This window comes from Cellvibrio sp. 25HG11W-0, from assembly GCF_057815475.1.
In genome coordinates this window covers 4,813,869-4,835,780 of record NZ_CM174230.1, presented here as the reverse complement: position 1 = coordinate 4,835,780, position 21,912 = coordinate 4,813,869, and the positions used below count along the sequence as shown (strand labels likewise).

Here is a 21,912-nt window from a genome sequence, read left to right as displayed (position 1 = left end):
TTATTTGTGTTGAAGTTGTTGCGGCATGTTGCTGTTTTCCCCTGCTCTTTTTAGTTAGTTATATATACGTTAATACATACTCCGCATAATAGAGCGGCATAACTACATGGGTATGTTCAAGCGGCCCAGAGCCTTGGGTGCCGGTGAGCTTTATGGTTTTGTGGGGCGCGCATTTAGCCATGTAAGACTGCAGAGATTTTGCGCGGGTGCGCTTGCCGCTTTTAACTTCTACCGGTACTACCTGACCTTGGTTATTGGTGATAATAAATTCAATTTCGGCGCGCGCATCGGCCCAGGAATAGCTAGGTTCAATACCCATTACGGCAAATTCTTGCTGGACAAAATTTTCGGCTATATAGCCTTTATATTGGTAGTTTTGCTGTTTTATGGTGGCGTAGCTGGTATTTAGCATTTGATTCAGTAGCCCCACATCAAACAGAAACAACTTTACTAAATTATCCTTTTGGTAAGCGGGTAGTGGCGCTTTGGGTTGCCCCTCAATGGGATAATTTTTTAGCGCCAAGTGGCACTGGTGCAACCAAGTGATTGGGCTTTCGAACTCTGCGTAGCGCGACTTGCGTTCGGCGATGCCTTTAAATTTAAAGCGTTTTACCGATTCGTCCTGCACCAGTGCGAGCTGTGCGGGAATATTATTAAACACGGCTTCAATGAGCTGGGCATCTACCTTGCCCGCGTATTTGCCAAAGTCGCGCTTATAGCCGCTAATTAAATCTTCCTGTATTTTTTTAACGCTATTTACGCGCTCGATAATGCTTTTATCTTTTTGATCAAACCAACTGGCTACGGCTTCGGGCATGCCGCCGGTGAAGTAGTAATCTGTTAATTGATCGAATAGTTTGCTGTGGGCGCTAGCGGAGTTGGTTTTTGTTTCAAAGGCCTTGAGCAGTGCTGGTTCATCGGCAGCCCATAAAAATTCGCGAAAATTAAGGGGGCGCAATTTATGCTGTTCAACCTTTCCTACAGGAAACGAATTGAGCAATCCGATGTTAGAGCCACTGGCGGCTACAAACCAAGTGGGCGCTTTTTCGGCAAAATACTTGAGGGCAGTGATGGCTCTGGGGCACTCACCTATTTCATCTAAAATCAGTAGGTCGGTAGTTGCGTCAAAGATTTGCCCCGTAAGTAGCTCTAGGCTGGACACTATGTCTTCGGGTGCGAGTGAACCCGCAAAGGCATCCGCAATTTGTGGGTTTTCAAGAAAATCCACACGTAAAATCTTGGCAAATTTGCTGCCTAAAAGCTCCATTAGCAGGTAAGTTTTACCGGTTTGGCGCGCGCCATCAATTAGTAACGGCTTACGTTCGGGCCGCTCCTTCCATGCGATGAGTGTTTTGAGCAGTAATCTTTTCACGTATATAAGTCCTAATTACCAAGGATTTCGGCCGTTAATTGTAAAGTGTTGCGTGATATTACACTTTTATGCGCATAAAAATGTAAATAATCACACTTTTATGCGCATAAAAGTGTGATTCACTCCTAAGGTGATGGCTCTAGAGCTTTGATGCCCTTAGTATTGGACCGAGTTAATTGGAATTATAAAGCGCTGTTGAGCGCAACCCACACACCCAAAGGATGACTATGAATAAACTCACCAAAACTCAAGCTCAGGCGCGCGCCGATCAGGTGCAGGCGTTTCGGGCAGAGCAGCAGTTGTTAACGGAGCGGGGTTTGTTACGCCTGCCAGATTTTGTAGCGGCGAATATCCGTCAGTATCACGAGGAGCTGCTGCGCAATTTACAGCAGACACAGGATGTAGATTTGAGCGAGGGCGCGCGGCATTTATCTCTCGGTATGCAGATAGTATCTTTTTTAGGCGCGGCGGCGCTGGCGGCAAGTTTGTTCTTTTTGTTTTACCAATATTGGGGTTATTTTGCGACTACTGCGCAGGTCGCCATTTTGGTTGCGGCACCGCTGTTAAGTTTGGGCATGGCGATGTGGGTGCATCGTTTTGATGCGGCGGGCTACTACGCTAAGTTGGCTGCTTTGTTATCTTTTGTATGTTTGTTATTAAATATTGTGATGCTGGGCAGTATTTTTAATATGACGCCCTCGCCTAATGCTTTTGCGGTGTTTGCAGCCTACGGATTTTTATTGGCCTATATGCTGCAAGTGCGTTTGTTATTGGTGGCGGGTATGTTGTGCAGCTTTATCTTTATAGGCGCACAATTTGGCACTTGGATGGGCGGCTACTGGATTTATTTAGGCGAATACCCTGAACATTTTTTACTGACGGCAGTGTTTTTCTTTTTCCTACCCAAATTCGTGTCACAAGATGACTACCACGGTTTTACCAGCCTCTATCAAATTTGGGCTTCCATTGTATTTTTTGTGGCGGTGTTGATCTTGGCCAATTGGGGCTCAATCAGCTATTTACCTTGGTCATCAACTGTTATTGAGGGCTGTTACCAAGTTGTTGGTTTTGTGGCGAGTGGCTTACTGGTGGTCTATGGGTTGCGCACTGGCACTGCTAAGTTGATGCTGACGGGTAACGTGTTTTTTGCACTTTTTTTATATACCAAGTTCTTTGATTGGTGGTGGGACTGGTTGCCGAAATATTTATTCTTTTTAGTGGTTGGGCTTACGGCGATTTTAGCCATGGTGGTGTTTAATCGCCTGCGCAAACAGCAGCAGTTAGCTTTAGCTGATCCCCGATTTGTTGAGATGCCTAAACCCCAGGGAGTGGTTGATCATGAGTAAATTAACAGCTATGGCGTGGGTATTTATTTTGTTGGTAAACGGCTTTATTTTGGGTAAGGTCTATTACAACCGCACGGAAGTGGTTACACAGGTTGCGCTAAGTGAGCGTGAATTACAATTGCCCTACAACTACGGTTTTGCAAAGGAAGATAGTAGTCTTCGTTTTAGTTTGCGTTGGTCTACACCACCACAAAAAAACGAATTAATTTGGAGTTGGCGTTTTAATAACTACAGAGATTTAGATTTGAGTAAAGCGCACTTTGCGAGTTTTAAGTTTCCTGCTTGCACTGAAGGAGATCAAAGGAACAACAAACAACTGGGGTGGGTACTGTTAGAGCTTAATGGGTCTGCATATAAACTTGCACTCAGCAGTGCACAACAAAGCCTCGATGAATTATTAGCTAAAGCAGATACCCCAGCCTCCAAAGAACAAAAGGATGAGCTCGACAAGGCTCGAGAAAACCTTGCTGAGGTATCACAGAAGGTGACACGACTTTTTATAGTAGATGCAGCAGCAGAGCGTGAGTTAGTAGAGTCTGCGCTACAAAAGCGTGCAGTCGCCGATAAGGTAGATTCGTCAAGAGTTTTATTTATATTGCCTGCTGAAATCAACAGCAGTTATGCTCGCTGTAATGCATCAGCTAAGTCAACGAGGGGAATAATCGTCAACAAATTATTGGTGGATTCGCTCCACGCACCTAAAGCTATGGCTGCGGGTTTCCCTACGCGCACAACCTCCGATAATCAGGTGCCCTTTAGTGTAACACTGAGTTACGGTCGCTTATATGAACCTTGGTTGAGCGATAAAAAATATTGAAGGCTGAGGTATAAAAATTGTGAGCCTGAATAGCAACCTCTCCTGCATATGTCGTAAGTCTGGTTAAGAATTCTCGCTACCGGATGATTGTTAGTGCGTAATCTGCTAGAAGCTGCTTATAGAGAAGTGGAATGGCTATTTCACTTCTCTACTTCCCACCTATTGTCCCTAGATTGTTTTACCCCCTAGAGCACCTAAGATATTTTTAGATGCGGCTTAAGTTCGCTAACGCACAGAGATATGCGAATACAGATTGTTAAACTTAACAAAGGAGATAGCTCACACATACATACGAGATAACCCAATGGAGTTTATTGATTATTATGCTGTGCTCGGTGTAGCACCAGCAGACGATGATAAGGCGATTAAAACAGCTTATCGCAAGCTGGCGCGCAAGTATCACCCTGATCTCAGCAAATTGCCGCACACGGAAGAAAAATTTAAAGAAGTCGCCCAGGCCTACGAGGTATTACACAGCACTGAAAAGCGTGCCGAATATGATGCTTTATGTGCAGCGCGTAAGCGCGGGTTTGATCCCTATGCCGCGCAATCAAACTCAGGTTATTCTGCACAACCTGATAATGCGACCAATCAAAATTTCGCTGACTTTTTCAATTCCATTTTTGGCTCAGATACTGCTAATCATCAACAATATCGCCCCGAAGCTCGCCAGCAAGATGTTAATCAAGGAAGAGGTGATGATGTCGAAATAGAATGGCCGATTATGCTAGAAGACACCTTGCTAGACACCACAAAACAAATCGAATTTGTTATCCCCATTTATGACCAGCAGGGTCAGCTACAAAGACTAAAAAAATCGCTTAAGGTAAAAATTCCTGCAGGCATTAGCGATGGCGAGCGCATTCGCCTTAAGGGCCAAGGAGCACCGGGCATTGGCAAGCTCTCCAATGGCGACGTGTATTTAGCCATTCGTTTAATTCCCCATCCTCTTTTTGATATTGATGCGAACAACCTATTACTTACCTTACCGCTAGCGCCTTGGGAGGCCGCCTTGGGCACAAAAATAATATTGCCCACGCTCAATGGTAAAGTTCAATTGGTTATCCCCGCTAACAGTCAGGCTGGCCAGCGACTGCGTGTGAAGGGAAAAGGCTTGCAGGGTAAACAAGGGGTCGGGGATTTGATAGCCGTATTAAAAATCGTTATGCCGCCTACAGCCGATGAAACTAGTAAGGCGCTTTGGGTGCAACTTGCGGAAAACGCTAGTTTTGATCCGCGCCGTGAATGGAGTAATTAAGATGCATTTAGTAGAAGTTCACTCGCCTAGTTTTCATTTGAATTTTGAAGAGCTGAGTTTATCGACCAATCTTAGTCAGCAATCTTTGTTGGAGCTAATTGAACACAATATTGTAGTGCCATTGACTGGCTCTGAGCCGCAGCATTGGCAGTTCAATGTGGCTTGTGTGATACAAGCAAAAAAAGCTGTACGTCTTTATCGAGATTTGGAAATAGATTTTTCTGATATTGCGCTGGTTTTGCGTCTGCTAGATGAGATTGAAAGCTTAAAAAGTGAAAACATCCAATTGAAGAATCAGTTGGATAGATTCCTTTTTAGGGTTTAAGTCTTGATGTGAACTTGAGCTGGAAGGCTAGGCGGCATTACTTTATAGCGTTTCTAAAATCTGTTTATTTCGCAAAATGAGAAGCAGAAAAAATAGAGTGGGATAAGCATTACTGTTTATTTTAATGCAAGGCACATTATCGACGTTGTGCGTTTTGATTTTTCTAGGAGAGATATAGATATGCTACATAATTTGAAAGAGCTAGAAGGTTTTGCAATTCATGCTTCTGATGGCAATGTTGGTGAAACAACAGAATTTTATTTCGATGATGAACAGTGGGCAGTGCGTTATTTGGTGGTTGAAACGGGGGCTTGGCTGTCGAGTAAAAAAGTGTTGCTCTCGCCTATGGCTATAGAAAATATTGATTGGACAAAGCGTGAGCTGAGGGTTGCGATTTCCAAGTCTCAGGTTAAAGACAGCCCAAATATAGATACCCATAAACCTGTTTCGCGCCAACATGAGCTGGATTATTTAGGCTACTACGGTTATCCGCTTTACTGGGGTAATACCGGCCTATGGGGTGGTTATCCCAGCCCTTATTTGATGTCGCCAGAACATCAGTCTATCGTGGAATCCACAATTGTTGCCGATGCAGAAGTGCCCTATGTTGCGCCGCACAATAGTTCCAGTGATCATCATCTGCGTAGTAATATCGCTGTGATGAATTACCATATCGAAGCAACCGATGGTGAGATAGGACATTTGCAGGGAATGTTAATAGACCCAGAAACTTGGGCGATTCGCTATTTAATTATTAATACCAGTAATTGGTGGTTAGGCCACTCAGTGTTGGTGGCACCTGAGTGGATTAAAGAGGTTAGTTGGCCCTCATCAAAAGTTCATGTCGATATGACGCAGGCACAAATCCAAAATGCACCTCATTACGATGCATCTAAGGTGCTTGAACGAGAAGAGGAAAAAGCCTTGCACCTCCATTATGGTCGCCATGGTTATTGGGAAAACGCATTGTTAAAATCTGCTAAATGATCATCATTAAAACTGATTAAAGATTCTTTCGAAAAATGGCAGCTTCGGTATTACACCGCTTGCTGCTTAGTCTTACCTTTAATTTTTTGGCTACTCCCTCTCGACTCGTTTCAAAAAGCGTTCAATAAAGAATCAATAATTCCACATAAAATACTGCGCAAATCGCTATAAGTCGCGTTTTCTTGCGTGTAGACTGCTTTCGCCAGTAGTTTTACTGCGCTCTATGTTATTGGAATTAATTATTGAAGGAAGTTTGGAATGAAAACAATGAATAAGATAAGGCTACTGGGTTTATGCTGTGCTTTTGGCGTTAGCTCGGCGGCCTTTGCGGCGGATACCCATATTCAAATTTTGAGCGCCACCGTAAAAGACCAAAAAATAGCTGATGCTACGCTTATTTTGCAAAAAAATGGCGAGCAGTCGGTAACCACCAAGACCAATGCGCAAGGCCAAGCTACATTGAGTGCGAGCTTTGCCGATTCAGCCGATGCGCTGCTTATCGTTAAAAAAGAAGGCTATTCAAATTTGGTTGTTAAGTGCCCCTGTGCGGGCATGACCTATGCTGTCAGTTCAGTGATGACGAATCTTGATGGTATGCGCATCGTTCTTAACTGGGGCGAAAAACCCGCTGATTTGGATTCGCATCTGAGCTTTCCCAGCAATCATATCTATTTTTCAAACATGAAAGGTACTGACGCTTTATTGGATGTGGATGACACAACCAGTTATGGGCCAGAAACTATTACGGTGCAGCGCAAACACGATGGCGAGCGCTATGTGTATGCGGTACACGATTATTCGAATCGCAGCAGCATGAATTCAACCAAGTTGTCTAACAGTGGTGCAAAAGTGTTTGTCTATGTCGGCCAAACATTGATTAAGACTTATTATGTACCTGCGAATAAAGTGGGCAATTTGTGGACAATATTTGCCGTGACGGAGGCGGGCGAGTTTGAAGATTTTAATACCCTTAAAAATGTCACCTCCCACGATAGATTAGAAATGGCAGAGTTCCAAGGTGTTATAGATACAAGTTCTGCACTCACGGTTACCTCGGGTGCAGAGAGTCAAGTGCGTGCCAAAGCGTTAAACACCCAAGGTGAAACTGCATTTCGTAATAAAAATTACGATGAGGCGATTCGTTTGTTTCAAGCGGCTATTGAGTTGAATGGTAATTATGGACAGGCTTATAGCAATTTAGGTTTGACCTTTCAGCGTGCGGGCCGTGTGGCTGAGGCGCTGTGGGCAAATCGTAAGGCAATTGCGTTAGCAAGCGGCACAAGTGCACCGACAGTTCGCGCGAGTTCGCACTATAACAATGGTCGCATTTATGAAGCGGGTAGTCAGTGGAGTGATGCGCTGCGCGAATATAAATACGCAAAGCAAGAAAAGCAAAATACTGTTTACGACAATGCGATTCAGCGCATGCTCGATAAGGGCGCGCAATAAGGTGTATGTTTTAAAATTGTAGTTTTTTGACCGATAATCTGTAGTGGCCGCTGCTCTTGGCCGCTACAGATGCTACTTAAATAATGTTACTTAATAAATGTTACTTAATAAATGTTACTTAAATAAATGCTACGCTAATAGATGCAATATTTAGCCACGCACAAAAATTTCCGCCTCTGCATTGCGCAAGCGCAAGCCACGCTTTTTACCCGCTGTTAAGCCCGCGCTCACCAACAAATACGAATTGTCGATCATGCGCGTTAACTCTTTATTCGGCAGGGTGCCATCGAGTAAAACGGTATTCCAATGTTTTTTGTTCATATGGTAGCCGGGGATAATGGCGGGAAATAAGTCGCGCAGCATAAGAGCTTCGTTGGGATCGCATTTGAGGTTGAGTGAGCCGCAGCCCGCGCGGTTGGTACCAAAAAGAGCAAACATCTTTTCGCATACTTTATAGGCTTCTACTTCTGGACCGAAAGGAAAGTCGAGTACAACCTCTGGCAGGCTTGCGCAGTAGCTGCGGGCAAAGGTATTTTGAGCTGGTTGATCATTCATCGTAAGCGTTCCTTGTTAAAAATGTTGAATCGATTTTATATTGCAGCATAGCGACTAAACAAGCTAACGAGCAGACAACAGCTTAGTGTTGCAGAGAAGTATGAATTACACTTGGCCACTCTTGTTGTACTCTGAGCCTTGAACGCCTATGTCTGGCATTATAGATACTTTTATCGCCCCACCGTGTCATGCTGAGATAGAAATTCTATTTCAAGACGAGCATCTGCTGTTAATCAATAAACCCAGTGGGCTGCTCAGCCTTTCGGGTAAAAACCCATTGAATAAAGATTCCGTACATTTTCGCTTGGTGCAGAATTTCCCTACGGCGACCCTAGTGCATAGGCTTGATTTTGGCACGTCGGGAATTATGCTGGTGGCGTTAAATAAGGCCGTAAACGGCCATTTAACCAAACAATTTCAAGCGGCTACTATTCGTAAAACCTATCATGCGCTTTTGCATGGTTTGGTGCATCAGGATAGCGGCACGATTGATTTACCTATCGCCAAAGACCCAGAAAACTTTCCACGGCAAAAAATTTGTTTTACCACGGGCAAGTCATCCCAGAGCCATTATCAGGTTATTGAACGCACTCGCGCGCTGGAAATAACGCGAGTCATTTTTACGCCCTTGACGGGGCGCACCCATCAATTGCGCATTCACAGCCGCGAATTGGGCCACGCTATTTTGGGGTGTGATATCTATGCCACTGACGAAATTTGCGCTCTAGCGCCGCGCTTAATGTTGCATGCAGCGACCCTTGAATTTGTGCATCCTCATTCGAGCGAAAGTGTTATGGCGACTTGCCCTTGCCCGTTTTGAGTTATGTAAATAGAGTGCGCTATTTAAAATGAGACCTTAGCTAAGGCTGATGGTTGTTTGCGGCTGTGTGTATCTGACGGGGCATAAATTTTTGTTAATGTCTAAGGGGCCTTATTCTTATGCGTTATTAGCCCTTAAAACAGGATAAAAATACGGTTAAATTGGGTAAAAGTACCGATTAAACAGGCTCTGAACGGGTGTACTGGTCGCTGAGTGCTATAGTCATTCTATTACCTTGAGCGTTAAACCTAAGTACTTGGAATTTTAAGTACGCGCGTTTTTTTATTCACCTGCTGACTGCGGAAACCCTGAAATGCCGAAAGACTTTCTTCTGCTCCTGCGGCGGCCGCCTCTTATGGCGTTTGGCGTGTTTGCGGCAGCAGCTTTGGTGGCATTTGCAATCATTTGGAAAATGGATAGAGCGGAGCAGCAGGCTTTGCGTGCAGATGCAGAGAATCTTGCACAAAATCATGTGTTTTTAGTGCGCGATAGCTTGGATCAAGCCTTGGCACTCAATTTTGGCATGGCCTCCATGTTGCGAATTGAAAAGGGTAATACCGACCACTTTGAGTCCTATGCCCGTGAAATCCTGCCGTTTTATACCAGTGTGTCCCATTTAAGCCTGTCCCCGGGCGGCATTATTACCCATGTATATCCGCTTGAAGGTAACGAGCGCTCGCTCGGTTTTAATCAACTGCAGAATAGTGCGCAAACGTTGGAGGCGACGCGCGCGCTTGAATCAGGCAAGTTGAGCCTTGCTGGGCCTTTAGAACTTATTCAGGGGGGCTTGGGAGTTGTGGGTCGCCTGCCTGTATTTCTTGACGATGATATGGATGCTCCGCGCTTTTGGGGTTTTACCAATGTCACTATTCGCATTTCTCAACTGCTTAAAACCGCGAACTTAACGCAGCTGGATAGCCAAGGTTTCGCCTATAAATTATGGCGCATTGATCCGAGTACGCAGACCGAACAAATTATTGCCAGCCATGCGTTAGAGTTTTTGCAGAATCCCGTCGAAAAAAGTATGAAGGTGCCCAATGGTGTTTGGACACTCAGCCTGGCACCCGTGAATGGTTGGCAGAGCATTACGGGCTTAGCGTGGAAAGTTGCCCTCGGCGCTTTGATATGTTTTTTATTGGCCTATCAAAGTGCACTGATGATCTATTTACTGCGCCGCAAAATTCGCCTTGAAGCAGCCGTGACGCTGCAAACTCATGAGGTGAATAGCGCAAAAGCGGAGTTGCAGGCCACCTTGGATGCTATGCCTGATTTGTTGTTTGATGTGGATGGTGAGGGATGTATTCACAGTTATCACACCAACCAACCCGACTTATTGAGTGTTTTACCTGAGGCTTTTTTAGGGCGTAAGTTCTACGAGTTTTTACCGGCTGCTGCAACTGACTCGGTGTTTGCCGCTCTGCGTGAGGCAGAAAAAAAAGGCACCGCTCACGGTTTTACTTATGAGGTAAGCGTAAAAGGCAAACGCAAAGTGTTTGAGTTGTCGGTATCGCGCAAGCGTACTGAGGATGTCGGAGTGAGCCGCTTCGTGGTGTTGAGCCGCGATATAACCGAGCGCCGCCAAGCTGAAGAGGATTTGCGTATAGCCGCCACTGCCTTTGAAGCGAGCGAGGGCATGTTAATTACCGATCCGGCGGGTATTATTTTGCGGGTCAACAAAGCATTTGTGGAGATTACCGGTTTTACGGCAGAAGACGTGGTTGGAAAAAGCCCCAGCATTTTAAAGTCGGGCCGTCACGATGCGAAATTTTATCGCGATATGTGGGATTTGATTACGAAAACGGGCAGTTGGCAGGGTGAGGTTTGGAATCGTCGCCGCTGCGGAGAAGTTTTCCCAGAGTGGTTGACTATTACCGCGGTGAAAAACGACAGCAAAAAAATTACCCACTATGTTTCTACCTTGACGGATATCACCGATCGCAAGGCTGATGAGGAACGCATAAATCGCTTGGCATTTTTTGACCCACTGACGCAATTACCCAACCGCAGTTTACTGCGCGATAGGCTGACGCAATCCATTACCAGTTGCCAGCGGCAGAATACTAAGGGCGCTCTGCTGTTTATTGATCTCGATGACTTTAAAACCCTCAACGATAGTCGCGGTCATCATATTGGTGACTTGTTACTGATTGCTGTTGCGGGTCGTTTGCGTGAATCGGTGCGCAGTGAAGACACAGTGGCCCGCCTTGGCGGCGATGAGTTTTTGGTGGTGTTGGATGGTTTGAGTGAAAGCAGCGAGGAGGCGGCCAATCAAGCGCAGCAGGTGGGCGAAAAAATTCTGCAGGAATTAAATGTCGCCTATCACTTAGAGGGACAGGATTATTTTAATACCCCCAGTATCGGTATTTGTTTATTCAGTGACGAGCAGCGCAATATCGATGAGCTGTTAAAGCAGGCAGACCAAGCCATGTATCATGCTAAAGCCTCGGGGCGTAATACGCTGCGCTTTTTTGACCCTGCCATGCAGGCGCTTACGGCCCAGCGTTTTGCGCTGCAAAGTGAAATGCGCGATGCACTGCACGGCCAACAATTCCAACTTTTTTACCAGCCGCAGGTGAATCATAAGGGTAAGGTGTTGGGGGCCGAGGCGCTTATTCGCTGGCATCACCCCGAGCGCGGTGTTGTCTCGCCCATAGAATTTATTCCTCTAGCAGAAGAGTCGGGGCTTATTTTGCTCTTAGGCGAGTGGATTCTGATGACTGCATGTGAGCAATTGTTAGCCTGGGCTAAGAATCCTATCTCGGCGAGTTGGTTGTTGTCGGTGAATGTGAGTGCGCGTCAATTTAAGCATCCAGATTTTGTTGCACAGGTCTTGCAGGTGATAGAGCGCACAGGTATTAATCCCCAGCGATTAATATTGGAGCTAACTGAATCCATGTTGGTGGATGATCAACAAGAAATTATTACCAAGATGAGCGCGCTTAAAATGCACGGTATTCAATTTTCGCTCGATGATTTTGGGACTGGTTACTCGTCGCTCTCCTATCTTAAACGCTTGCCTATCAACGAACTTAAAATTGATAAGTCGTTTGTGGATGAGGTGCTCACCGATGCCAATGACGCGGCTATTGCGGTGATGATTATTCGCCTCGCACAAAGTATGGATCTGACCGTCGTTGCAGAAGGGGTAGAAACTCTAGAGCAGCGCGACTGGCTCGCTGAGCAGGGCTGCTACCATTATCAGGGCTATTATTTTAGTCGTCCCATACCCATTGACAGTTTTAACGCGCAATTCTTAGCGGAGCCTATAGCCTAGCTTTTTTACCGAGCGGCTATTAAGCCAGCGCGTTAAAAGAAGCGGATTCTCCTCGCCATTACACCTTCGCAAATCTATAGAATAGCCCGCCTGATTGGCATAGTTTCGTTGCGAAGGTTTATGGATACATATTGGTTAGCGCTGTTTTTAATCCTCGGTGTGGGCATTGGTTTTTTTGCTGGGCTGTTGGGCATAGGGGGTGGTGGCCTTATGGTGCCAGCGCTACTCGCACTCTTCTCCGCTATGGGTTTCCCCGATACACACTTGATGCATTTAGCTCTTGGCACCTCTATGGCGGCCATAGTCCCTACGGCCTATGCGAGTTTGCGCGGCCATCATAAGCGCGCTGCGGTACTCTGGCCGGTGGTGCGACAATTTAGCCCGGGTGTACTTGTTGGGACGCTCGCGGGAACATTTTTGGCGGCCTATCTAAATGCGTTGCCACTGGCGATCTTCTTTTTGTGCTTTATGACCTTTGTTGCGCTGCAAATGTTATTTGCGGTTAAGCCGAAAGCCGCGCGCCCTTTGCCCCAGCCTTTAGTGCTGGCGGGCGTGGGTGCGGCTATTGGCGGTGTTTCTGCGCTGGTTGCCATAGGTGGTGGAACCCTAACGGTGCCGTTTTTACTTTGGTGTAATAGGCCCATGGCAAAGGCGATTGGCACCTCGGCTGCAGTGGGCCTGCCCATCGCCTTTGCAGGTGCTTTAGGCTACGCATTGAATGGTTGGCAGCTAGAGGGTTTACCCGCACATTGCGTAGGTTTTATTTATTGGCCTGCAGTTGTAGCTATTGCCGCGGGTAGTTTAATCAGCGTGCCTTGGGGTGTGGCCTGTGCTCACCGGTTGCCGGTGAAGTTACTGCAGCGTTGTTTTGCATTCCTGTTGTTAGTCTTAGCGGCGCAGATGTTGGTTAAAGTGCTCTCCATTTAAGCCTAGGCTATTTAACCTTTTCAGCTTTCATACTCATCATGTCTTCCTAGAAATTAAGCCCTAGTAACCGAAGTATCACCTATATCGGTTTGTGCTGTGATTAATGTTGGTGCGTCATTGACGCTTGAATTTGAGTGTAATTTTCCTGTTACAAAACCGCGCTGAAAGCCGCATAAGTACGGCTTTGTGATATAGTGCGCGCCTCTTTTTTAGCCCGTCGCTGCGCGCATAATGCCGCTTATTGGCGACCTCCGGTCTTCCTGCCTACGCCAGATCCCAGACCGCGCTGCACCCGTTTCCCCACTTTAGGAGTTGTTCCCATGAGCAAGACCTCGTTAGACAAAAGCAAAATCAAGTTTCTGTTGTTGGAAGGCGTGCACCAATCGGCGGTAGATAGCCTTCATGAGCAGGGCTATAGCAATATTGAATATCTTAAAACGGCACTGGATGAAGACGCGCTGATTGAGAAGATTCAAGATGCCCATTTTGTTGGCTTGCGCTCGCGCACCCAGCTGACTCGCCGCGTATTTGAAAACGCGCCTAAGTTGATTGCCGCGGGTTGTTTTTGTATAGGCACCAATCAGGTTGATTTGAAAGCTGCGCAAGAATTCGGTGTGGCGGTGTTTAATGCACCCTACTCCAATACTCGCTCAGTTGCTGAACTGGTCATCGCTGAGGCGATTCTGCTGTTGCGCAATATTCCGCAAAAGAACTTTGTTTGCCATCGCGGCGGTTGGGACAAGTCAGCCAACGGTTCGTTTGAAATTCGCGGCAAAACACTTGGTTTGATCGGTTACGGTTCGATTGGTAGCCAAACCAGTGTATTGGCTGAATCTCTCGGTATGAAAGTGCAGTTTTTTGATGTGATCACCAAATTGCCGTTGGGCAACGCCAACCAAGTGCGCGCACTGGACGATCTATTGGCTAGCTCGGACATCATCAGCTTGCATGTGCCGGAAAACCAATCTACCCAAATGATGATTGGCGCCCGTGAAATTGGCCTGATGAAACCCGGTGCTATTTTAATTAATGCCTCGCGCGGTACCGTGGTGGAGATTGATGCCTTGGCCGATGCGATTAAATCGGGCGCCTTGGCTGGTGCAGCGATTGACGTATTCCCCGAAGAGCCAAAAGCCAACGGCGAAGAGTTTATCAGCCCGCTGCGCGGCTTGGATAACGTCATACTCACACCGCATATCGGTGGTTCTACGATGGAAGCGCAAGCCAACATAGGTTTGGAAGTAGCCGAGAAGTTAATTAAGTATTCTGACAACGGCACTACCACCAGCTCGGTTAACTTCCCTGAGGTGGCTTTACCTGGTCACCCAGATGCACACCGTTTACTGCACGTTCACGCTAATGTTCCCGGTGTATTGTCGAAGATCAACAAAATCTTCTCCGACAACCATATAAACATCGCCTCGCAATACCTGCAAACCAATGAGAAAGTGGGTTATGTGGTAGTGGATATCAACTCCCCTTACGACGAAGTCGCTTTAGAGCAACTGAAGAATATTGAAGGGACAATTCGTTGTAGGGTTTTGTTTTAGTCGCTGTAGGGCTTTGTTTTAGTCGCAGTAGAGTTTTGTTTTAGTATTTATAAAACAGCTGTCCTTCGAGCCCCCAAAAAAAATCCCCCAGAGCCTAGGCACTGGGGGATTTTTTTATGCCCCACATTACCTTGGGGTAATGTGGGGTGCAGATCAGAGTAGTTAGTTACAAGTTGCGCCTGCACCTGCGCCCTTCACAATACGAACATCTGCAAAGGTCAGGTTGAGGGTGCCATCGGTGATGATGGAGAAAGGCTGCAATACTTGCGTGAAGAACTCAGAAGCGGGTTGTTGCACACCAAAGTTAGCGCCCGACGTGGGGAAGCACGATAGGGGGATGGTGAGAGTTTGCCAGCCTTGATCTGCCAAGCTAGTGAGTTTTGCGGTTAGGTCAATATCAGAGGCACAGTAGGAGCCACAGCCTAAGCGTAAAAAGCTTGTCTTGCTGGGTGCGGCATTGACCTTAATATCAAAGACCAAGGCTGAATCAGCTTTCAGGTAGTTGATAAAGTCTTGGCGCTCACCGGTTGCCAGCGCCACTTGGCCGCTGCCTGCACCATTCCAGGTAACCTGACGCGCATCTTCTTGCACGGCGCGATCCACGGCTTGCATGGTGATGGATGATGCTTTAACAGTGTTGCCGGTCATAGGCAGGCGGTCATTTTCGTAGCCAATAACTTCCAGCTCCCAAGGGGACATAGGGCGACGGTTGAAGAGTTCGAGTAAATCCTGTGCTTCTGCCAGCTTCACGCCCTCTTCTGACAAGTCATCACCGAGGGTGTCTTTATCGCTGTAGCTTAAGCCAAAGCCATAGGCGAAGAGCGGATCATAGTTTTTGTCGCCACGGTTGAGCGGCGTTTGGTCGGGTGTTTTCGGCCATGAAAAGCTCAGGCGGCCTTTCATGTCGTAGTTGATACCACCTTCTGCCTTTTGGAAAATAACGTCGGCCACGCCGCCGCCCTCAGTACCTGGCTGCCAAATGGTGACGAAAGCGTCAGAGGCGTTTAGCTCTTTATTGATCCATAAGGGGCGACCGGTAATGAACAGGGATACCACGGGGATGCCTTGCGCGCGGAGTTTTTTGAGCAGTTCGAGATCGCTGTTATCCCGTGGCTTATAAGCGAGATTGCCCACATCGCCCTGCATTTCTGCATAGGGATCTTCACCGAAGACCACAATGGCGACATCGGGTTTGCCCGCGACGTTGCCATCAACACTTAAAATGGTCTTGCCACCCGCGCGATTTACCACTTGGTTTATGCCGTCATACACAGAGGTGGCGCCGGGGAAGTCGGAATTGACATTGCCAGTACCCTGCCAAGTCACAGACCATCCGCCTGCTTGTTTGCCGATATTGTCAGCGCCATCGCCTGTGACCAAGACAGTTTGGTTGGGGTTAAGGGGTAGTAGGCCATTTTTGTTTTTCAGCATTACCAGTGATTCACGCACGGCTTGACGGGCTACCGCGCGATGCTCTGGCGCGCCCAATACACCGGCTTTAGCGGCGAGCAGGCGGGTAGAGGGAGCGCCTTTTTCAAATAGGCCGGCGCGAATTTTCACGCGCAATATACGGCTCACCGCATCGTCTAAACGGCTCATAGGGATCACGCCGGACTTGGTTTGCTCTAACAGGTTTTGCCAGAGTTCTTTCCAGTCGGGTTCGGGCACCATATAGATATCCAAGCCTGCGAGTAGTGCATCGGGGCAATTGAGTGCGGTGCAACCGGGGATAAAGCCGTGGCCGCTCCAGTCGCCAACAACGAGGCCATCAAAACCCATTTGGCCTTTGAGCACATCGGTAAGCAAGTGTTTGTGGCCGTGCATACGGGTGCCGTCAAAACTGGTGAAAGACGCCATCACTGCCTGTACGCCCGCGCCAATACCACTGAAGTAGCCAGCGCCATGAATGTCGCGTAGAAAGGCTTCATCGCCTTGCGTCGGCCCGCGATCAACACCGTTTAAGGTTCCGCCATCGCCGATAAAGTGTTTAGTGGTGGCGATAACATGTTCTTGGGAAAACACATCATCGCTGCCACCTACACCCTGCAGGCCTTCAATCATCTTGCCTGCATAGGCACCAACAATTTCGGGGTCTTCCGACCAAGCTTCATAGGCGCGACCCCAGCGGTCATCGCGCGCGACAGCAACGGTCGGCGAGAAGTCCCAATCTAAACCGGTGGCGGCAATTTCACGCGCGGTAACCCAGCCAATTTGCTTAAGTAATTCGGGGTTGTTGGCGGCGCCCAAGGCGATGTTATGAGGGAACAGCGTTGCACCTACGACATTGCCTAAACCGTGTACCGCATCCGTACCCCACATAATAGGAATGCCGATACGGCCATTGGAGGTGTCGACTGATGCCTTATAAAAGCTATCCGCCAGCTTTACCCAGTCTTCTAGGCTTGCATACTTGTTGTTGTCAGGCGTGCTGCCACCGCCGTTTAACACCGAGCCTATGTGGTATTCCTTAATGTCTGCAGGTGTAACACTTTTGATTTCCGGCTGAATTAGCTGACCGATTTTTTCTTCTAGGGTCATGCGCCCGAGCAAATCTGCAATACGTGCTTCTACTGCAGGGTCTTTGGCTATGGCGCTTTTAATCGCCGGCCATTGTACCTTTGTCGCCTCAACAGTGGGGGTTTGGGGGGTGGCTGCCACAGGTGCTTCCTTTTTTGCAGAGTCGCACGCGGAGAGACTAGCCAGTGCCACAAGGGCACTGCCTAAGATCAGCTTGGAGGTCATGTAATTCATATTGTTAACCTGTAAAAAGTGTTCGCGTTACTGCGGCGCTCGCTCAGCGGCTTGCTAAGTGCGAGCGCAACAAGAAAAGTGTCGATCATAAAGAATATAAGAAGTTGATAACAGCAAAGGGCCCTGTATTTGCACTTATTAATAGGGTTCGATGCAGTGATAGCCGTCGGTATCATAAATTTGCTGATTTTTTGCATTAGCTGCAGCGACTCATATTTTCTTCACAGCTGTGGCTTTAACCATAGCAGCCAAGTGGGATTTTTGTAGATTTTGCAGCGCAATTGGCAGGTATTTAAGCGTTTTACCGTAAAGTTTGGCTTAGGTGGTGGCAGCGCGAATATTGTTGAGTCGTAGTGCGGGCGCCGTAATGGGGATTGGCGCTCCATAAAAAAACCGAGCAATGCTCGGTTTTTTTAGCGCAACTAGTTCAACTTAGCGACGACGTAGGCGGCCTAAACTCAGCAGACCTAAACCGGTCAGCAACAAAATTAACAGCGAAGGCTCAGGTACTTTTGTTGGTGGCGTTGGTGGTGTAGGCGGCGTGTAAGTCCAGTGATAGCTGGGGTTACCCAAGTGGAATTCACCACTGCCAACATAGCGCTGAGCTGCAACGGAACCGTTGAAGTTGTTGCGCGTATCTATCTCTGCATCCACCGCTAATACCGAACCATTCCATTGATTGAGGAAGTTGATATTGGTAGCTTGATTGAAGTTCCACAAAATATTGTCAAACAGTGACTGATTAATATTCATATTCATACTTTTGCCAGCCTGATTAACGAGGCTACCGGTAACGTTGATTACCGCATTTTGGGCATTACCCAACGCAATATTCCAGCCGCCAACCGCAAACAAATCGGCAGCACTGATGCTGAATACCGCTAAATCAGTTGCTGCACCGGTGTAAACAAACGATTTGTTGTTATTGTCGCCCGACAGGCCGCTGCCCAAAGAATCGACCAAGCCTGCATAGTAATCAGACTCGCTTTTCAGTTGAGTGTAAAGATCAGCTGCCTTGGCATCTAAACCTGTTGCGGTGCGCACACAGGCGCCGCCGCTTAGGCCCGCACCGTTGCAATTTACATTGCCGGTAATGGTGCCGCCGTGTGCAAGGTAGCCCTTGCTAACACTTAGGTTGGTAATATTAATGTTGCCGCCCACTTCTAAGGTGTCTTGGGTGTTGTAAGAGGCGTCAAGGTGATTGGCAAAATCAGTACCATTGGTGAAGTTGCCGCCAATGAAAGCGCGACCATCAACGTGTACATTACCTACAGCAGCCAAATCGCCGAAGAGTATTAGATTGTAGTCACTCAGCGGCGTGGCGCTGGCAACAGCAGACACCATGCTCAGGGTGAGAGCAGCGAGGGTCTTGGACGTGAAGTTCATAAAAATGCCTTTTATAGGATGATAGAAATATTAGTAGCTGGGTTTAAGCACGAATCAGGCCATCGATAAGTTAATCAATGGAATCAAGGACAAGCAAAACCTAATGAGACTTGCGTCACAAGAAAGTGTCAATTTAGCCGACACTTATTCGTAATGAAGCTAACAGCATTCGGTTTAGCTTCAAAAATTACTATGATCATTCTGGGGTCTAGCCTTCAGTTATTTTGTGCGATACCCCCAAAAGGTAGATTGAGCGAGAAAAAAAAGCCTCAGGCTGCTAGCCTTGCGCCTTCGTAATTAATGAGCCATTCCCATGGATTTTCGCTTCCCTGCCATAGGCATAGTGCACTCCTGTTTTAAAGAAAAATTTGGCATTCCGCGCCAGCCGGGTTTGGCCCCCTTGGCTTGTGCCGAAATAGAAATGCTGCCGCCCTACGATGATCCCGCTGCTTTTGATGGCTTAGAGGGTTGTAGCCATCTGTGGGTGCAGTTCGTATTTCATGCCAATCGCCGAGTTGAATGGAAACCCAAAGTAAAGCCGCCGCGTTTGGGTGGCAACAAAAGCCTTGGCGTATTCGCTACCCGATCGCCTACCCGTCCCGCGCCTATAGGCTTATCAGTGGTGCAATTCACTGGTATCCAGCAGCGTGAAGGAAAGCTCTGGGTGGGTTTGAGTGGAGTAGATTTATTGGATGGCACGCCGATCTTAGATATCAAACCCTATGTACCCTACGTGGATGCGCTGCCTCACGCGCGCAATGACTTTGCGCCCCAAGCGCCCGTGCTCATGGGGGTGCAGCTCGTACCTGAGTGGCAGGCGTTTTGCGCCGACTATAAGCTGCGTACAGGCACCCCGTTGGCGCAGTTAATCGTGCAAGTGTTACAGCAGGACCCGCGCCCGCAATACCAGCAGCCCGACCCCGAGCGTGTCTATGGCATGAAGCTTTTAGACCTAGAATTGCGCTGGCGTTATGGTCGACTTGATGGTGAATGGCAAATTTTCGTCTGTGAAATCGTCTTGGATGAGATGTAAACGATGCCATAGAAAACATAGGTAAAGCTGCTGGTAGAAACTGGTTTTTGACTTATAGTCAACAGAACCTTTTGGCGCAATCTACCATCACTTTAGCTAGGTACCTAAGCCCTATGAAAACCTCTTTTGTAAGCCGATCGCTGGTCCCCGTTTTGTTTCTGTTATTTTTGTGCACGGCTTTTGGTTGTACCTCAACCAAAACAGAGCCGCCTTTATTGGGCATGTTTAATCCCGCACGCGATATGCTCCTCGCTAATTTTGACAGTAAACCCGACCCAGACGATGTATTGGCTGTGGCGGCATTGGGCACCATGCTCGCCGACCCGCGTTTTGCTCAGGTTAATTACCTCGCCATCGCCGGCGCCTATGGCAATCAGGAAGGTGTGTTTATAGATGCACCTAAGTTGTTTGAGCTGGCATTTAACACCCGCTGGAAAAATGCTCATGCCGATTGGGATGGCAGCTTAGCAGCGGCGCGCATCCAGGCAATTAAGACCCTCAATGCAGGTGGCGACCTGTGGATTCAGGAGGCTGGGCAATCTGATTTCAGCGCTGATCTGCTCGCGCAAATTCGTACGCAGCTGCCTTCAATCGACACCAAAAGTCGCGTTCATTTGGTTCAGCACAGTCAATGGAATGAACAGTACGCGACGCCTGCCAAATTGCTTTATGTGCGCGAGTACGCTGACTACAGCAAAATACCCGATGGCAATGCTCAAGGTAATGGCACCCCTGGCTTCAAAACAGATGACAATGCTGAATGGCACGCGCTGCTTGCGCACCCACAACTAGGTGACCTCTGGTTAGAGGCGCAGCGCCTAGCCTTAGCAACCAATGGCAAAGGTGGTTACGACAATCGCAGCATTGCGGTGGGTGGCTTTGATTTTTCCGATACTGTTGAGGCAACGTGGATTTTTGGTTTTAATCAGCTAGATACTGTTGCGCAATTCTTTGCCGAATTTATTCTGCCGCAAAAACAGTAACCAGCTGTAAGTAAAAGCGCATTCAAATACAAAAAGGGAAGTGCACAATGTTGCGCTTCTTCTTTTTGGGATTGGAATCTTGCAATTCGCGATATCTCTGTAGCGATAAAATTAAAGTTGCTGATGCAACATCTATCGAAAAACGCTGAACCAAGGCGGCATAGCATGCTCATAGTGTTGTGAGCACCCTACCTATTTACTCAATCGTCTCGGCCTAATACCAAGGCTATTGGAAGAAATTGAGTTTTCTCGGGCAGTTTCCTCTAAAATCCCACTACATTATTCGCAATGGATATTTCTCCCTATGAAAACCTTGAAGATTTGCCTTTTAGCCTTGCCCTTGAGCCTCGCAGCTTGTAATGCAACCATTCCTGAAATTATGCAAACCAGTGCCGATGTGGCCGGTGCTGCAGGTTATAACAATCAGGCGACACTGGTACGCGCATTAAAAGAGGCATTGGAGTTGAGCAGTGGGCGCGCGGCCACCTCGCTATCGGCTGCGGGTGGTTACAGTAATAATCCACTCTATCGCATCGCATTACCCGAAAATTTTCAACCTATCGCCAGTAAGTTACGTCAGGTCGGTATGGGTAGTCAGATAGATAAAGTTGAAGCCTTGATGAACCAAGGCGCAGAGAAGGCAGCGGTAGAAGCAAAAGATGTATTCATCACCGCCGTACGCAATATGAGTGTGACCGATGCGCTTGGCATAGTGCGCGGTGGCAACACCGCCGCAACTGATTATTTCCGCGCACAAACGGAAGCGAATCTACGTCAACGCTATTTGCCGATAATTCAAGATAATCTGCAAAAAATTGGTTTTTACACCCAATACAAATCGCTGCTCAATACCTACAACCAATTACCGCTTGCCAATAAACCTAATTTAGATTTAGAGCAACAAGTGCTCGATCAAAGTTTGAATGGTTTGTTTAAAGAAGTGGGTTTGCAGGAACAACTGATTCGCAAAGACCCTATAGGTCGCGGCAGTCAGTTAATTGGCAGTGTGTTTAATCATAAATAAAAATGTCTAGAAACATTTTTGCACTCAGTAGTTAATAGTTTTTTACCGATTCCTC

General features: G+C 47.4%; 17 protein-coding genes. 13 read left to right on the top strand and 4 right to left on the bottom strand.

All coding sequences use genetic code 11. The annotated features are described in order from the left end of the window. Positions 1-58 precede the first annotated feature (58 nt). Positions 59-1,372, bottom strand: a complete 1,314-nt coding sequence (locus AC0KUT_RS20285; RefSeq protein ID WP_488832410.1) for an ATP-binding protein — start codon at positions 1,370-1,372, stop codon at positions 59-61. 227 nt (positions 1,373-1,599) lie between these two features. On the opposite strand from AC0KUT_RS20285, the gene AC0KUT_RS20280 reads away from it, so the two are divergent. From AC0KUT_RS20280 to AC0KUT_RS20255, 6 genes are all read left to right on the top strand, one after another. Then, positions 1,600-2,718: a DUF2157 domain-containing protein gene (locus AC0KUT_RS20280; protein WP_488832408.1), complete on the top strand. Its 1,119-nt coding sequence runs from the start codon at positions 1,600-1,602 to the stop codon at positions 2,716-2,718. Further along, entirely contained in the window at positions 2,711-3,535 is an 825-nt protein-coding gene (locus AC0KUT_RS20275; RefSeq protein ID WP_488832407.1) for a DUF4824 family protein, read from the top strand. Before AC0KUT_RS20280 ends, AC0KUT_RS20275 begins: the two co-directional genes overlap by 8 nt. A gap of 304 nt (positions 3,536-3,839) precedes the next feature. Continuing rightward, entirely contained in the window at positions 3,840-4,793 is a 954-nt protein-coding gene (locus AC0KUT_RS20270) for a DnaJ C-terminal domain-containing protein (protein WP_488832405.1), read from the top strand. Between the two features lies 1 nt (position 4,794). Continuing rightward, the gene (locus AC0KUT_RS20265) at positions 4,795-5,118 is read left to right on the top strand and encodes a chaperone modulator CbpM (protein WP_488832403.1); all 324 of its coding nucleotides are present in this window, start codon (positions 4,795-4,797) and stop codon (positions 5,116-5,118) included. A 180-nt stretch (positions 5,119-5,298) separates the two neighbouring features. Continuing rightward, complete coding sequence (locus AC0KUT_RS20260) at positions 5,299-6,105, top strand: PRC-barrel domain-containing protein (protein WP_488832401.1); 807 nt, start codon at positions 5,299-5,301, stop codon at positions 6,103-6,105. 258 nt (positions 6,106-6,363) lie between these two features. After that, the gene (locus tag AC0KUT_RS20255; protein WP_488832399.1) at positions 6,364-7,554 is read left to right on the top strand and encodes a tetratricopeptide repeat protein; all 1,191 of its coding nucleotides are present in this window, start codon (positions 6,364-6,366) and stop codon (positions 7,552-7,554) included. A 150-nt stretch (positions 7,555-7,704) separates the two neighbouring features. On the opposite strand, the gene AC0KUT_RS20250 is transcribed toward AC0KUT_RS20255, so the two are convergent. Continuing rightward, complete coding sequence (locus AC0KUT_RS20250; RefSeq protein WP_488832397.1) at positions 7,705-8,109, bottom strand: MmcQ/YjbR family DNA-binding protein; 405 nt, start codon at positions 8,107-8,109, stop codon at positions 7,705-7,707. A gap of 148 nt (positions 8,110-8,257) precedes the next feature. Between AC0KUT_RS20250 and AC0KUT_RS20245 the strand changes: the two genes are divergently transcribed. From AC0KUT_RS20245 to serA, 4 genes are all read left to right on the top strand, one after another. Beyond that, a complete protein-coding gene (locus tag AC0KUT_RS20245) occupies positions 8,258-8,929 on the top strand; it encodes a pseudouridine synthase (protein WP_488832396.1) in 672 nt (223 codons plus the stop codon). 313 nt (positions 8,930-9,242) lie between these two features. Then, positions 9,243-12,203, top strand: a complete 2,961-nt coding sequence (locus tag AC0KUT_RS20240) for a bifunctional diguanylate cyclase/phosphodiesterase (protein ID WP_488832394.1) — start codon at positions 9,243-9,245, stop codon at positions 12,201-12,203. A gap of 120 nt (positions 12,204-12,323) precedes the next feature. Continuing rightward, positions 12,324-13,130 (top strand): sulfite exporter TauE/SafE family protein, encoded by an 807-nt coding sequence (locus tag AC0KUT_RS20235; protein ID WP_488832392.1) that lies wholly within the window; start codon positions 12,324-12,326, stop codon positions 13,128-13,130. 320 nt (positions 13,131-13,450) lie between these two features. Further along, a complete protein-coding gene (gene serA / locus AC0KUT_RS20230; RefSeq protein ID WP_488832390.1) occupies positions 13,451-14,680 on the top strand; it encodes a phosphoglycerate dehydrogenase in 1,230 nt (409 codons plus the stop codon). Positions 14,681-14,842: 162 nt separating this feature from the next. On the opposite strand, the gene AC0KUT_RS20225 is transcribed toward serA, so the two are convergent. Together AC0KUT_RS20225 and AC0KUT_RS20220 are read right to left on the bottom strand one after the other, a co-directional pair. Continuing rightward, entirely contained in the window at positions 14,843-17,422 is a 2,580-nt protein-coding gene (locus tag AC0KUT_RS20225; protein ID WP_488835797.1) for a glycoside hydrolase family 3 protein, read from the bottom strand. A gap of 441 nt (positions 17,423-17,863) precedes the next feature. Continuing rightward, entirely contained in the window at positions 17,864-18,817 is a 954-nt protein-coding gene (locus tag AC0KUT_RS20220; protein ID WP_488832389.1) for a choice-of-anchor A family protein, read from the bottom strand. Between the two features lie 313 nt (positions 18,818-19,130). Between AC0KUT_RS20220 and tsaA the strand changes: the two genes are divergently transcribed. The 3 genes from tsaA to AC0KUT_RS20205 all read left to right on the top strand — a co-directional run bounded on the left by tsaA (position 19,131) and on the right by AC0KUT_RS20205 (position 21,857). Then, positions 19,131-19,850 carry a tRNA (N6-threonylcarbamoyladenosine(37)-N6)-methyltransferase TrmO gene (gene tsaA, locus AC0KUT_RS20215; protein WP_488832387.1) on the top strand — a complete coding sequence of 240 codons (720 nt, stop codon included), beginning with the start codon at positions 19,131-19,133 and terminating at the stop codon, positions 19,848-19,850. Between the two features lie 113 nt (positions 19,851-19,963). Continuing rightward, complete coding sequence (locus AC0KUT_RS20210) at positions 19,964-20,833, top strand: hypothetical protein (RefSeq protein ID WP_488832386.1); 870 nt, start codon at positions 19,964-19,966, stop codon at positions 20,831-20,833. 304 nt (positions 20,834-21,137) lie between these two features. After that, positions 21,138-21,857, top strand: coding sequence for a DUF4197 domain-containing protein (locus AC0KUT_RS20205; RefSeq protein ID WP_488832383.1), 720 nt, complete (start codon positions 21,138-21,140; stop codon positions 21,855-21,857). The last annotated feature ends 55 nt before the right edge of the window (positions 21,858-21,912 follow it).